This is a genomic window from Flavobacterium cerinum (assembly GCF_024496085.1).
In the GTDB taxonomy this organism is placed as follows: Bacteria; Bacteroidota; Bacteroidia; order Flavobacteriales; family Flavobacteriaceae; genus Flavobacterium; species Flavobacterium cerinum_A.
Genome location: NZ_CP101751.1, coordinates 2,560,773 through 2,575,292, shown reverse-complemented (window position 1 = coordinate 2,575,292; position 14,520 = coordinate 2,560,773). Strand labels below are relative to the sequence as shown.

Genomic DNA, 14,520 nt, shown 5'->3' with positions numbered 1-14,520 from the left:
TAATCCGTTTACCTTTGTTTAGTAAAACTTTAAAAATCAAAGTAATGGCACAAAAAATAGTAGTCGTAACCGGCGGAAGCCGCGGACTTGGTAAAAATATGGTACTGCAACTGGCACAAAAAGGATTGGATGTAGTACTGACTTATAATAGCAAAAAAGAAGAAGCACTTGAAGTAGTTAAGGAAATTGAACAATACGGCCGAAAAGCAGCGGCTGTACAGCTTAATGTATCCGATATACAATCGTTTGATACCTTTTGGAGTACCGTTCAGCAAACGTTAAAGTCCCATTTCCAAACCGATCGTTTTGATTATCTGGTAAATAATGCCGGTATAGGAATCCATGCTTCATTTGCCGATACTACAGAAGAACAATTTGATACTTTAATGGGAATTCAGTTTAAAGGACCGTTTTTTCTGACTCAAAAAGCATTGCCGATTATTGCTGATGGAGGCGGAATTGTAAACATTTCAACCGGATTAGCTCGTTTTTCATTTCCGGGTTATGCGGCTTATGCTGCTATGAAAGGAGCTATTGAAACCTTAACCAAATATCAGGCTAAAGAATTAGGTTCCAGAGGAATTCGCGTTAATGTTGTAGCTCCGGGTGCTATCGAAACTGATTTTGGTGGCGGTGCTGTTCGTGATAATGCAGACCTAAATAAAAACATCGCTTCCGTTACCGCTTTGGGACGTGTAGGTTTACCTGATGATATTGGTGGTGTCGTTGCCTTCCTGTGTACCGATGACGCCCGATGGGTCAATGCCCAGCGTATTGAAGTATCCGGTGGTATGATGCTATAAAAAACAAAAGCCTGTCAGTTATTAATTTCTGACAGGCTTTTTATTTATTCCGTTTTGGTATTATATTCCGGCAATAACTTTGATTTCATCAATAATACGAAGTGCCAGTTGATCCGCTTGTTCTTGCGTCGGAGCTTCTGTATAAATACGGATAATCGGTTCTGTATTCGATTTTCTTAAATGTACCCAATCGGTAGCAAAATCGATTTTAACTCCGTCAATCGTGGAGATATTTTCGTTTTTATAGCGCTCTTCCATTGCTTTTAGAATCGCATCCACATCAATTTGAGGTGTTAGCTCAATTTTATTCTTACTCATAAAATACTGCGGATATCCGGCTCTTAATTCGGCTACCGTTTTATCCTGTCCGGCTAAATAAGTCAGGAATAAAGCAACGCCAACCAAAGCATCTCTACCATAATGCGATTCCGGATAAATGATTCCGCCATTTCCTTCTCCACCTATAATGGCGTTATTTTTTTTCATTAATTCCACAACGTTTACTTCTCCGACCGCACTCGCTTCATAACTACCGTTATGCTTATTTGTAATATCGCGTAACGCCCGGGACGATGACATATTCGAAACGGTATTCCCCGGTGTACGACTCAATACATAATCGGCAACAGCTACCAGCGTATATTCTTCCCCGAACATTTCACCGTCGTTGGAAATAAAGGCTAAACGATCCACATCCGGATCGACAACAATACCGAAATCGGCTTTTTCTTTAACCACCAATTCACAAATATCACCTAAATGCTCTTTTAACGGTTCCGGATTATGTGGAAAATGACCGTTCGGTTCGCAATACAAACGAACGACTTCCACGCCCATTTGTTCCAATAACTTCGGAATAATAATCCCTCCGGATGAATTTACTCCGTCTACTACAACTTTGTATTGTTTCTTTTTAACTGCTTCAGCATCAACCAAAGCTAAATTCAACACCTCATCAATATGAATATCCATATATGCATCATTCTCAGTTACAACACCCAAATGATCCACATCCGAAAAATCAAATGCCTCACTTTCGGCAATCTCAAGAATCTTCGCACCGTCTGCACCACTTAAAAATTCTCCTTTTTCATTTAACAATTTCAAAGCATTCCATTGTTTCGGATTATGAGAAGCTGTAAGAATAATACCTCCGTCTGCTTTTTCCAACGGAACGGCAATCTCAACCGTTGGTGTAGTTGATAATCCCAAATCGATGACATCAATTCCCAAACCAACCAGCGTATTTACAACCAGATTGTGGATCATCGGACCTGAAATTCGGGCATCACGACCTATCACAACGGTTAATTTTTCTTTATTGCTGTTTTGCTTTAAAAACGTTCCATAGGCAGACGCAAATTTAACTGCATCCACAGGTGTCAGGTTATCACCTACTTTCCCTCCTATTGTTCCTCTGATACCGGAAATCGATTTTATTAATGTCATATAATTACTATTGGAGATTAAAAATTAAAAATCATCACAAATATAAAAAAGTTGTCGGCGTTGTAACGTAATGCTTTCATTTTTATTCTCATATATTTTATTCCGGTTATTGGCCTGTAATATCCTTTTTAACTCCGATAAAACCTGATAAAATCTGTTTTTTGAAAAAGTAATTCTTACATTTACAAATCGCCAATAAAGTCAGGCGAAACCAACTCATGAACTTTCTGGCACATATTTATTTATCCGGAGACAATGACCTGATTAAAATCGGGAACTTTATGGCCGATGGTATTCGCGGAAACGATTACCGTAACTTTTCTCCGGACATACAAAAAGGAATTCTTTTACATCGCGCAATCGATACTTTTACCGATGCGCATCCGATTTTCAGAAAAAGTAAACACCGGCTGCATGAAGCCTATGGTCATTATTCCGGTGTGATTATGGATGTATTCTATGATCATTTCCTTGCTAAAAACTGGGATCGTTATTCAGAAGTACCACTGGAAACCTATGTTTCGGCATTTTATTCTTCCTTACAGGAAAATTACGATCAGCTAACGGAAAAAACCAAAGGATTAATGCCGTATATGATCGAACGGAACTGGTTGGTCAGTTATGCCGCTGTTGAAGGAATCGGAACTATTCTTTACCAAATGGATCAACGTACAAAAAACCGTTCCCGTATGCAATATTCCGTACGGGAATTACAGGAATACTATATCAACTTTGAAATCGAATTTTCCCTTTTCTTTGAAGAAATAAAACAATTTGCAACCGATAAACTAGCGGAAATTACCCATGACTTTTCTAACGAATCTTAAACAGGCGTTCCAGGATAATGCTTCAATCGAAAATGCTAAACCGATGGAAGCTTATATGAAAAACCATTTTCAATTTTATGGTATTAAATCGCCTTTACGAAAAAGTATCACCAAATCGGTATGGTCTTTACATAAAACTGAGGTACAAAATAATGCCCGTGAAATCGGTATGGAATTACTGCAACAAAAACAGCGGGAATTTCATTATGTGGCAATGGAAATACTGGAAAAAGAATTACGCCAAAAATTTGTAAAAGACGATATCCGCTTAATTGAAAAAACCATTACTTCTGATTCCTGGTGGGATACTGTCGATTTCCTGGCGAAATACCTGTTAGGTAATTATCTGATGCAATATCCCGAAGAAACCTTAACCGTTGTTTCCCGGTTTTCCGATTCTGCTAATATGTGGTTAAACCGATCGGCGATACTGTTTCAACTGGGATATAAAGTCAAAACCGATGCCGCTTTACTCTTTTCATTATGTGAAAAACATTCCGGTTCAAAGGAATTCTTTATTCAAAAGGCAATTGGTTGGGCATTACGGGAATATGCAAAAACCAATCCGGGAGCGGTTAAAAAATTTGTTTCCGAAACCAATCTAAAACCGCTAAGCAAGCGTGAAGCACTGAAAAATTTATAATCTTTTTAAAAAGATACTGGTTCAAAAGGCGTATTTTAGCAGTTTAAAGTTTTCTAACCGGTTCGCCTTAACATTTTCAAAATGCCGAATAAGAACGTCTCTCCTGTAAGCCTGTTTTTCCGAAAAAACTTAAAGCGTCTAGAAGCCACGTTATTTTTCCTTAAAGCAATATTAAACAACCGTCAGTTTATTTATCTATCCTGTGTATTGGTAGGATTGTCATCTGCACTGGCTGTTATTGTTTTAAAGTCTTTTGCGCATTCCGTATTCCGATTTGCCAATTATATTGATAATATACTTCACCTGCCTTACAGTAACAGTATCCTTCCTATCGTCGGGATTTTATTAACTGCTTTTGTAATTAAAAAATTTCTTGACGGCAGTATCGAAAAAGGTACTTCTCAGATTATGATAGCTGTGGCTAAAAAATCCGGTGTTATGCCCCGGAAACAAATGTATGCGCAGATCATTACCAGTTCCCTTACTGTAGGTTTGGGTGGATCGGCCGGTTTGGAGTCACCGATTACAATTACCGGTGCTGCTTTCGGATCGAATTATGCACAAAAATACCGTTTGAATTATAAAGACCGGACGCTTCTTCTGGCTTGTGGTGTTGCTGCCGGACTTGCTGCTGCTTTTAACGCTCCTATAGCCGGTGTATTATTTGCCATAGAAGTTATTCTTGCCGACATGAGCGTTACTGCTTTTATTCCGATTATGATTTCGGCGGCTACCGGTGCTTTAGTATCGAATGTACTTTTAAAAGAAGATATTCTTCTTTCCTTTCATCAGCAGCTTACTTTTGATTATCATAATATTCCGTATTATGTTGTGATTGGTATTTGTGCCGGTCTTGTTTCGGTTTACCATGCCCGTACCTTTCGCAAGGTCGAACACTTTTTTGAACGCTATAAAAACAAAACGTATAAAAAAGCGCTAATCGGTGCTTCTGTTTTGGCTGTATTGATTTTCTTTTTTCCGACACTTTTCGGAGAAGGATACGAAAGTATTAAAACATTATCAAACGGAAATCCCAATAAAATACTGGAAAATACGGTATTAAACACATTTAAGGATAACGATATTATTTTGCTGTTGTTTGTTGGAGCGGCCATGATGTTAAAGGTTTTTGCAACCGGTATCACCTTAGGAAGCGGTGGAAACGGTGGTAATTTTGCACCTTCCCTGTTTGTCGGATCCTATCTTGGTTTTTGTGTAGCCAAATTTTTCAGTTTGATCGGTTTATCGGATAATTTACCGGTCAGTAATTTTACCATTGTAGGAATGGCGGGTGTTTTGAGTGGTCTGTTTCACGCACCGCTTACCGCTATCTTTCTTATTGCTGAAATTACCGGCGGTTACGGATTAATGGTTCCGTTATTGATCGTTTCGTCTATCAGTTTTGCAATCACCAAAAAAATGGAAATCCATTCTATGGATATTAAAAATCTGGCTGATAAAGGTCAGGTATTTACCAGCGACAAAGACAAAAACATCCTTTCTTCTATCGATCTGTCCAAACATATCCGAAATGATTTTACCACCATTACAGCTGCAAGCAAACTGGACGATATTGTTGATTTACTTTCCAATACCCAACAAACTTTATTTCCGGTATTAAACGAAAAAGAAGAGCTTACCGGTGTAGTCGACTTTAATAAAATCCGAAACATTATTTTTAAACCTTTCCAGATAAAATATACTGCATTACAGGATGTGATCGAAAAGACAGATGCGGTTATCTGTTATGATGAAATCATGGAAACCGTAATGGATAAGTTTGAAGCCAATCATACCGATATTCTTTTTGTGTTGAAAGATCAAAAGTACCTGGGTTATATTTCAAAAATTGATGTGCTTGAAAATTACAGGGAAAAACTAAAAGATATGCGAATTGAATAACCTGCTGCTATAAAGAAAGTACTGTTATATTAAACGAACGCTTTGAAAAGCGCTGAGCACCTGATTATACAACACACATTTTTATATTTCGCTTTAAACCCGATCAGATATAAAAATGCGACTCATTTTACAACGGCTTTCAAAAAAAACAAAATATTGCCCGGCACTTTAAAAACAGTAGATTCGTATTTCATAGTCAACGGGTTATTCCATTTCCGGGTATCACCTTAAAAAGAAATCATCACAAAAAAATAACATAAAATTCTTTCTCCAGTCCGTATCAAATTCGCTTCCAAAACAGTACCTTTGCGTTTTGCACTACTTTTTTATGCTGAATACAGAAGAAACCATTGAAGTTTTAGGCGCAAGAGCGCATAATTTAAAGAATATTGATGTTGTAATTCCCCGCGAAAAACTGGTCGTTATAACCGGTCTTTCGGGTTCCGGAAAATCATCTCTGGCTTTCGATACCATCTATGCAGAAGGACAGCGTCGCTACATTGAAACTTTTTCGGCTTATGCCCGTCAGTTTTTGGGCGGATTGGAACGTCCCGATGTAGATAAAATCGATGGGCTTTCTCCTGTAATTGCCATTGAACAAAAAACCACCAGTAAAAGTCCGCGTTCCACAGTAGGAACAATTACCGAGATTTACGATTTTCTTCGTTTGTTTTATGCCCGTGCCGGCGAAGCGTATAGTTATAATACCGGCGAAAAAATGGTGAGTTACAGCGATGAGCAGATTAAAGAACTTATTTTCGATAATTTCAACGGAAAACGTATTAATATATTAGCTCCGGTAATTCGATCCCGAAAAGGACATTATCGCGAACTATTTGAACAAATTTCCAAACAGGGGTTTGTAAAAGTACGCGTTGACGGCGAAATCCGTGATCTGGAATACGGAATGAAAGTGGATCGTTATAAAACCCACGATATTGAGATTGTAATCGACCGTATGTTAATTGAAAACACGGAAGAGAATGATAAAAGACTAACCGAAAGTATTAAAACCGCGATGTACCACGGTGAAGATATTATGATGGTTATAGAACAGGAAAGTCAGGAAGTCCGTTTTTTTAGTCGGAATCTGATGTGCCCGTCAACCGGGATTTCTTATCCGAATCCGGAACCGAATAATTTTTCATTTAACTCCCCTAAAGGAGCTTGTGAACATTGTAACGGACTGGGTGTTGTAAATGAAGTAAATCTGAATAAAATTATCCCGAATCCTAAATTATCCATTAAAAACGGAGGTTTGGCTCCGCTAGGGGAACAAAAAAACTCGTGGATATTCAAACAACTGGAAATAATCGGTGAAAAATTCGGTTTTAAATTAACCGATCCGATCGAAAAAATTACTCCGGAAGCCATTAATATGATTTTAAACGGTGGTAATGAAAAGTTTTCAGTGGTTTCGAAAGTAATGGGAATCACCAAAGAATATAAGATTGATTTTGAAGGGATTTCCAGTTTCATCAAAAACCAGCATGACGAAAGCGACTCTGCCACTATTAAACGTTGGGCAAAAGAGTTTATGGATGAAGTAAACTGTCCGGTTTGTGAAGGAACACGCCTAAGAAAAGAAGCGTTATATTTTAAAATTAACGAAAAAAATATCGGAGAACTTTCCGCTATGGATATCGATGAATTGAGTCAATGGTTTCTGGATCTTCAACCTCATTTATCAGATAAACAAAAAGCCATTGCTACCGAGGTTGTAAAAGAAATCAGCGCCCGATTAAGCTTTCTTGTTGATGTCGGACTAAACTACTTATCGTTAAACCGTAGTTCTAAATCGCTTTCAGGCGGTGAAGCACAACGGATTCGTTTGGCGACTCAAATCGGTTCGCAGTTAGTCGGTGTACTTTATATTTTAGACGAACCAAGTATCGGTTTACACCAACGCGATAACGAACGATTGATTCGCTCTTTGGAACAATTACGTGACATCGGGAATTCCGTTATTGTTGTCGAACACGATAAAGACATGATTGAACGCGCCGATTATGTGATTGATATCGGACCGAAAGCCGGTCGTTTCGGCGGTGAGATCATCAGTAAAGGAACACCTCAGGAATTATTATCCGAAAAAACATTGACGGCATCCTATCTTAACGGTACTATGGAAATTGCCATTCCGAAAGTACGTCGCGAAGGCAACGGGAAAACATTGAAATTAACCGGTGCCAGCGGAAACAACCTGAAAAATGTCAGTGTAGAATTCCCGTTAGGAAAATTAATCTGTGTAACCGGAGTTTCCGGAAGCGGTAAATCGACATTGATCAATGAAACGCTTTACCCAATTCTGAACGCTCATTTCTTTAATGCGGTTAAAAAGCCACAGCCATATAAAAAAATCGAAGGTCTGGAACATATCGACAAAGTAATTGATATCGACCAAAGTCCGATCGGACGTACACCTCGTTCAAATCCGGCTACTTATACCGATGTTTTTTCGGAAATCCGTACGTTATTTACACAAACACCGGAAGCTATGATTCGTGGTTATAAACCGGGACGTTTTAGTTTTAACGTTTCGGGCGGTCGTTGTGAAACCTGTGAAGGATCCGGCGTACGAACCATTGAAATGAGTTTCTTACCTGATGTTTATGTAGAATGTGAAACCTGTCAGGGAAAACGTTTTAACCGCGAAACACTGGAAATCCGTTATAAGGGGAAATCCATTTCCGATATACTGGCCATGACGGTAGACGAAGCGGTTCCGTTTTTTGAAAACATACCGAAAATCTATCGCAAAATCAAAACCATACAAGATGTTGGTTTAGGTTATATCACTTTAGGGCAACAAAGTACAACCCTTTCCGGAGGAGAAGCACAAAGGATCAAACTGGCGACAGAATTGTCTAAAAAAGATACCGGAAATACTTTTTATATTCTGGATGAACCTACAACAGGTTTGCATTTTGAAGACATCCGCGTATTAATGGAGGTCATTAACAAACTGGTTGAAAAAGGGAATACAGTTTTGATCATCGAACATAACCTGGATGTAATCAAACTAGCCGATTATATTATTGACATCGGATATGAAGGCGGGAAAGGCGGCGGTCAGTTGGTAGCCAAAGGAACACCGGAAGAGATTATCAAAAACCAGAAAAGCTATACAGCTAAATTCCTGAAAAAGGAGTTGCATTTATAAAGAACAGGAGACAATTTCGTATTGTCTCTTTTTTTTGCAAAACACTGTTTTTAAATCATTTGTAAAAAAAAGAATTGCAAAGATTGATTTATTTCAAAAAAAAGGAGGACTAAATTTGTTTGGCATCTAAAAAGATAATAGTTTTAGTGCATATTTCGCCGGATTTCCAATCGGATCGAATAATACAAACAACAACACTCCTAATTATATAGCTAAACCGATACTAACAGTAGCCTAGTGCATACTGACCGGATAGTGTATGGAATATGATTACCGATCCTAATAAAAACAAAATAAATTATTAATAGAAAAGCGTATACATGATGAAAGAACAATTTGAAAACGAAGACGACAGAATACAGGATAAGTTTAAGCAAAAAACCTGGAATGAAATACGAACAAATGATTCATGGGCTATTTTTAAAATCATGTCGGAATTTGTTAACGGTTATGAAACAATGGGACGAATCGGTCCGTGTGTTTCGATTTTCGGATCAGCCCGAACCAAACCGGAAGACAAATATTATTTACTGGCAGAAAAAATTGCTTATAAAATCAGTAAAGCCGGTTATGGTGTAATTACCGGTGGCGGTCCCGGAATTATGGAAGCCGGAAATAAAGGAGCTCATTTCGGAGGCGGAACTTCAGTAGGTTTAAATATTGAATTACCGTTCGAGCAGCATTTTAATCCTTATATTGACCGTGATAAAAATTTACAATTCGATTATTTCTTTGTACGTAAAGTAATGTTTGTAAAATATTCACAGGGATTTGTAGTAATGCCGGGTGGATTCGGTACTTTGGATGAATTATTTGAAGCTATAACTTTGATTCAAACTAAAAAAATCGGAAAATTCCCGATTATTTTAGTCGGCCGTGATTTCTGGTCCGGTTTAATGGAATGGATCAAAACCGTGATTATTGAAAAACATGCTAATGCAAATCCGACTGATCTGGATCTTTTCAAAATCGTGGATAACGAAGATGAAGTATTAGATGTATTAGATAATTTCTATAAAAAATACAACTTAAGTCCTAACTTCTAAAATCGGACGCAAAAAAAGGGACTTTGAAAGTCCCTTTTTTATTTTTCTTCCGGCATTTCAACCGGTCCGTTCCACTCCATGATACCGCCAACCAGATTATAGGTTTTGGCAAATCCCATCTGTTGCATCAAGTTGCAAGCTTGTCCGCTTCTTCCTCCTGAACGGCAATATATGTAGTAGGTTTTGGATTTATCCAGTTCATCAACCTGATAAATAAATCCTTGTCCTTTATAGATATCGATATTAATCGCTCCCGGGATAATTCCCTGATTCCATTCGTCTTCAGTACGCACATCCAGAATCACTGCGTTGCTATCCTGTTGTGCTTCTTTCCACCATTGTTCTTGTGTAATGTCCATATTTTTTGATTCGAGTTTAAAACCCAAATGTATATAAAAAAGATTAAATGGTTAATGGAAATATTTTTATTGTTGATTCAGTTAGCACTTACAATAGTGCGCGTCTACATACATTTTATTTCCATTCGAGTTAATATAATAACAACCTCCATTAGAACCTTTATATAATATTTTTCCATTATAGGTTCCACAACTAACAGAGCCCGAACCAGAGCCTGAATTTGGATTTGTTACAACTGTTGACGGTATTGATATTTCTGATACTTCAGCTCCACCATCAGATGAACATCCTAATAATACAAACGGTAAAATAACAAGTAATACTTTTTTCATGTTTTCTTTTAAATTAAATGATTAACATTTCAAAAGTAGTGCAACAAATTACCTCCGGATTACGGAAAGTCGTAACCACAAAACAAAATCCTGATCCATTTTAACATTACCGTTTTAATTCGAAAATATGTACTAAAAATCAAACGTTTATACTTAATATCAAAATTTTAAACGATACAAGAAAGAATAAAAAAAATAGGACAATAATGTCCTATTCTTTAATGGTATATTTCGTTGCTATTACATTCGGGTTAACACGATCAAATTAGTTGAACCGGAAACTACAAATTTTAATTTCAATGTGGTATTGGTTAATTGCATAATCTCTGCATTAACTGTATTTCCGTTTTGATATACAAATGTCAACGCATTATTGCTTTTATTCCAAGTTCCTGTATCGATTGTTTCCTGACAGTTTGGATTGTCAAAATAATGATCCTTAATCACATTCCCTCCAAATATTTCGATATAATCTTTTGTACAACCTGTAGTGTGCTCGTAATTATTTAAAACTTCCTGATTATTTGTGATCGTTCCTTCTTTTGTAAATTGCCAGGTTCCTTCAACTTGAGGAGCCGCTTCCGGAGTAGCATCGCTATCTTTACTACAAGAAGATAAACCTAAAGACAATACTGCTAGAAATAAAGACAGGTTTCTTAACTTAAACATAATTATAATTTTAGAGTGTTTTTATTATTTATTCTGATTAAAAATTTCGCTAATGTATGATATATTATTACAAAATTAAATAAATAGGTCATTTTTTATCTTTTTCCTGTTAATAAGCCGGTTTAAAAGGACCAAATTGATTTCCTCTTGAACTATACAAAAATAAAAGGAGTCCGATTTAACACCGAACTCCTTATAATAGCAAACTTTTACTATTGCTTTTTATGCTTTAATCGAGCATCCGATTGCTTTGGTTTCTTTTACCGCGATATCTTTATTTTTCAACAAAGCATCCACAGCATTCTCTACATATTTTTCTTTTACAGCATTAGCATCGCTATAATTATCATCGATTGCTCCGATGTATTTTACCACATTTCCACCTTTTGTTTTTTGTAATACATATACGTGAGGCGTTTTAGTAGCTCCGTATTGCGGATAAATTTTCTGTCCGTCGTCAAATAAATACGGGAACGTAAAATTTTTCTCTTTGGCGCGTACCTGCATTAATTCAAAACTGTCGTCTTTTTGTTTGGCCGGATTATTCGGATTGATCGCAATAACCGGATATCCTAATTTTTTATATTTCTTATCCAAAGCAACGATTCGGTCTTCATAAGCCTGTGCATACGGACAATGATTACAAGTAAACACCACGATAAAACCTTTTGCTGCTTTGAAATCGGCCAACGCTACTTTTTTATTATCTACATTTTTCAGGCTGAAATCGGTAGCGACATCCCCTACTTTATAACCTCCGGCCGGTTTGATCATTGTAAAGGCACTCATGGCTCCTACGACAAGGGTCAGAGCTAAAAATTTAATTGCTTTCATATAATGTATTTATTTTTAAGGTTAATTAATTCATAACGGTTTTTAATTCTTTTTCCAGTTCGTCATAAGTAAAGGATTGTTCGAAAAACTTACGTTTGTCTCCTTTATATATTACGGTAGCCGGTATTGCACCGGACCAGGCTGTGTCGACTTTAGTAATCCAGGCATTAGCATCCGGATCATTCAAATATAGCACTTCCGACTGCATATTCTTCTTCTTAACAAAAGGTAATAAATTCGATTCTACCTTTTGCGGCATATCCAGGCTCACCAAAAGTACCTTTACTTTCTGATCTTTATAAGTTGTATTCAGTTTTTCAAAATGAGGCAATTCCTCCACACAAGGTACACACCAGGTTGCCCAGAAATTCACAACATAGGTCGTATCATTATGCTTCTTTAAATACGGTTCAAAAGCATTAAAATCGTAAGACTTTATCTTAACGCCGTCTTTTTCGTAAACTTTAATCGGTTTATGTTGATCAACTACCACTTCTTTTTCGGTTGTTGTTACCGTATTGTCAATTTCCGTTGCTTCTTTTTTACAGGATAAAAAGCTTAAAACGGTAAGCATTACGATTATTTTTTTCATAGCTACTATTGGTTTAGGTCACTAAAATTAAGCATTCTAAGAGGCTCGGATATAAATTTAACAAAAAATTAAACAAACATTTGTATATACAATTAAAAACATTACTACATTTGTACCTACAAATTTAATAACACAATGAAAATCGAAGACATCATCAAATCTACAAAAGCTTTATCACTGGGCAAAAGAACAGTGCTAAATATTTTGTACACCCAAAATTTGGTTTCCGAGAAATTCGCTGAGGTATTAAAGCCTTATGAGTTGTCAAGCGAACAGTACAACGTATTGCGAATTTTGAGAGGACAGAAGGCGAAGCCGACCAACATGTGCGTGATACAGGAACGTATGCTGGCCAAAACCAGCAACACCACTCGTCTGGTAGACAAATTATTATTAAAGGAGCTTGTAACCCGCGAAGTTTGCCCGCAAAACCGTCGTAAAATGGAAGTAACCATCACCCAAAAGGGATTGGATTTACTGGATGAACTGGATCCTAAAGTGGATCAGCACGAACAACTTTTTGCTCAAAACCTTACCGTGGAAGAACAAGAACTTTTAAATGATTTATTAGAACGATACAGAACAATTTAAAATCAGAACATACATGAGTAATTTAATAAATACGCTAAAATGGCGTTACGCAACAAAGAAATTTGATGCAACCAAAAAAATTTCCAACGAAGATTTGGAAACGCTTAAAGAAGCCATCCGTTTAAGTGCCTCTTCTTACGGATTACAACCGTATAAAGTTTTCATCATTGAAAATCCGGAAGTACGTGCTAAATTACAACCTGTTTCATGGGGACAATCTCAAATTGTAGATGCTTCTCACCTGGTTGTTTTTGCCAATATAATCGATTTTGATGCTTCTCAAATTGATGCATTTTTAAACAACATCGTTGCAACCCGTCAAATTCCGATGGAAACCATTGCAGGATACGGTGATTTTATGAAGAATACTTTAGGCGCTTTACCGGCTGATGTTCGTAACAACTGGACATCAAAACAGACATATATCGCTTTAGGTAACTTATTAAGTGCGGCAGCCGAATTAAAAATCGATGCCACTCCGATGGAAGGTTTCGAAGCTGAAAAAGTGAATGAAATACTTGGATTAAAAGAATTAGGTTTAAATGCAGCTGTATTTGCAGCATTAGGATACCGTCACGAAGAAGATGCGACACAGCATTATGCTAAAGTGAGAAAATCAAATGAAGAATTATTTATCAATTTATAATCAATTAATTAAACCATTTTAAAATCAAATGAAAAATTTAAAATCAATTGCGTTAGCTTTAGTAGTAGCTTTAGGTACTTTAACTGCATCAGCTCAAACTAAAAAAGTAGATGTTTCTAAAAGTACTATCAACTGGGTTGGTAAAAAAGTAACCGGACAACACGAAGGTACTATTAACTTAAAAGAAGGTGCTTTAGTTTTCAAAGGAAAAAAATTAAAAGGTGGTAACTTCACTGTAGATATGACTACAATCAGTGCTACTGACGTTTCCGGAAAATCAAAAGCAGGATTAGACGGTCACTTAAAAGCAGATGATTTCTTCGGAGTTGAAAAATTCCCTACTTCTAAATTAGTTTTCAAAACTATCGCTGACAAAGGTGCTGATGTTTATACAGTTACTGCTGATTTAACAATCAAAGACAAAACTAACCCTGTAACTTTTGACATCACTGTAAAAGGAAACACGGCTACAACAAGCTTCAAAGTTGACAGAACTAAATACGGTATTGAATATAACTCAGGTTCTATCTTCAGTTCAATCGGAGATAAAGCTATCAATGATGAGTTTGATTTAACTGTAAACTTACAGTTCTAATTCCCCTATATTGCTATGAAAAGGAAAAGGTGCCGTTAATGCGGCACCTTTTTTTTATATTATATTTT

The 14,520-nt window shown here is 36.8% G+C and carries 15 protein-coding genes; 9 read left to right on the top strand and 6 right to left on the bottom strand.

The window, feature by feature from the left end:
- The first annotated feature begins 44 nt into the window (after nucleotides 1-44).
- Nucleotides 45-803, top strand: coding sequence for an SDR family NAD(P)-dependent oxidoreductase (locus tag NOX80_RS11530; protein WP_256549936.1), 759 nt, complete (start codon nucleotides 45-47; stop codon nucleotides 801-803).
- A gap of 60 nt (nucleotides 804-863) precedes the next feature.
- Here the strand turns inward: NOX80_RS11530 and glmM are convergent, their stop codons facing one another.
- Nucleotides 864-2,252, bottom strand: a complete 1,389-nt coding sequence (gene glmM / locus NOX80_RS11525; RefSeq protein ID WP_256549935.1) for a phosphoglucosamine mutase — start codon at nucleotides 2,250-2,252, stop codon at nucleotides 864-866.
- Between the two features lie 218 nt (nucleotides 2,253-2,470).
- Here glmM and NOX80_RS11520 point away from each other — a divergent pair, with 218 nt between their 5' ends.
- From NOX80_RS11520 to NOX80_RS11500, 5 genes are all read left to right on the top strand, one after another.
- Nucleotides 2,471-3,079 carry an acyl carrier protein phosphodiesterase gene (locus tag NOX80_RS11520; protein WP_256549934.1) on the top strand — a complete coding sequence of 203 codons (609 nt, stop codon included), beginning with the start codon at nucleotides 2,471-2,473 and terminating at the stop codon, nucleotides 3,077-3,079.
- Nucleotides 3,057-3,722, top strand: a complete 666-nt coding sequence (locus NOX80_RS11515; RefSeq protein ID WP_256549933.1) for a DNA alkylation repair protein — start codon at nucleotides 3,057-3,059, stop codon at nucleotides 3,720-3,722. The genes NOX80_RS11520 and NOX80_RS11515 overlap by 23 nt, the downstream gene beginning before the upstream one ends.
- A gap of 81 nt (nucleotides 3,723-3,803) precedes the next feature.
- Nucleotides 3,804-5,624, top strand: coding sequence for a chloride channel protein (locus NOX80_RS11510; protein WP_256549932.1), 1,821 nt, complete (start codon nucleotides 3,804-3,806; stop codon nucleotides 5,622-5,624).
- A gap of 328 nt (nucleotides 5,625-5,952) precedes the next feature.
- A complete protein-coding gene (uvrA, locus tag NOX80_RS11505) occupies nucleotides 5,953-8,787 on the top strand; it encodes an excinuclease ABC subunit UvrA (RefSeq protein ID WP_256549931.1) in 2,835 nt (944 codons plus the stop codon).
- 320 nt (nucleotides 8,788-9,107) lie between these two features.
- Nucleotides 9,108-9,833 (top strand): TIGR00730 family Rossman fold protein, encoded by a 726-nt coding sequence (locus NOX80_RS11500; RefSeq protein WP_256549930.1) that lies wholly within the window; start codon nucleotides 9,108-9,110, stop codon nucleotides 9,831-9,833.
- A gap of 38 nt (nucleotides 9,834-9,871) precedes the next feature.
- Here the strand turns inward: NOX80_RS11500 and NOX80_RS11495 are convergent, their stop codons facing one another.
- The 5 genes from NOX80_RS11495 to NOX80_RS11475 all read right to left on the bottom strand — a co-directional run bounded on the left by NOX80_RS11495 (nucleotide 9,872) and on the right by NOX80_RS11475 (nucleotide 12,620).
- Nucleotides 9,872-10,192, bottom strand: coding sequence for a rhodanese-like domain-containing protein (locus tag NOX80_RS11495; protein WP_256549929.1), 321 nt, complete (start codon nucleotides 10,190-10,192; stop codon nucleotides 9,872-9,874).
- 81 nt (nucleotides 10,193-10,273) lie between these two features.
- Entirely contained in the window at nucleotides 10,274-10,525 is a 252-nt protein-coding gene (locus NOX80_RS11490; RefSeq protein ID WP_256549928.1) for a hypothetical protein, read from the bottom strand.
- Between the two features lie 240 nt (nucleotides 10,526-10,765).
- The gene (locus tag NOX80_RS11485; RefSeq protein ID WP_256549927.1) at nucleotides 10,766-11,194 is read right to left on the bottom strand and encodes a lipocalin family protein; all 429 of its coding nucleotides are present in this window, start codon (nucleotides 11,192-11,194) and stop codon (nucleotides 10,766-10,768) included.
- A 222-nt stretch (nucleotides 11,195-11,416) separates the two neighbouring features.
- Nucleotides 11,417-12,028, bottom strand: coding sequence for a thioredoxin family protein (locus NOX80_RS11480; protein ID WP_256549926.1), 612 nt, complete (start codon nucleotides 12,026-12,028; stop codon nucleotides 11,417-11,419).
- 25 nt (nucleotides 12,029-12,053) lie between these two features.
- Nucleotides 12,054-12,620, bottom strand: coding sequence for a TlpA disulfide reductase family protein (locus NOX80_RS11475; RefSeq protein WP_256549925.1), 567 nt, complete (start codon nucleotides 12,618-12,620; stop codon nucleotides 12,054-12,056).
- Nucleotides 12,621-12,755: 135 nt separating this feature from the next.
- Between NOX80_RS11475 and NOX80_RS11470 the strand changes: the two genes are divergently transcribed.
- From NOX80_RS11470 to NOX80_RS11460, 3 genes are read left to right on the top strand one after another with little or no spacing between them, the layout of a single operon-like run.
- Nucleotides 12,756-13,211, top strand: coding sequence for a MarR family winged helix-turn-helix transcriptional regulator (locus NOX80_RS11470; RefSeq protein ID WP_256549924.1), 456 nt, complete (start codon nucleotides 12,756-12,758; stop codon nucleotides 13,209-13,211).
- Between the two features lie 13 nt (nucleotides 13,212-13,224).
- Nucleotides 13,225-13,857 carry an NAD(P)H-dependent oxidoreductase gene (locus NOX80_RS11465; RefSeq protein WP_256549923.1) on the top strand — a complete coding sequence of 211 codons (633 nt, stop codon included), beginning with the start codon at nucleotides 13,225-13,227 and terminating at the stop codon, nucleotides 13,855-13,857.
- Nucleotides 13,858-13,885: 28 nt separating this feature from the next.
- Nucleotides 13,886-14,452: a YceI family protein gene (locus tag NOX80_RS11460; protein ID WP_256549922.1), complete on the top strand. Its 567-nt coding sequence runs from the start codon at nucleotides 13,886-13,888 to the stop codon at nucleotides 14,450-14,452.
- Nucleotides 14,453-14,520 lie beyond the last annotated feature (68 nt).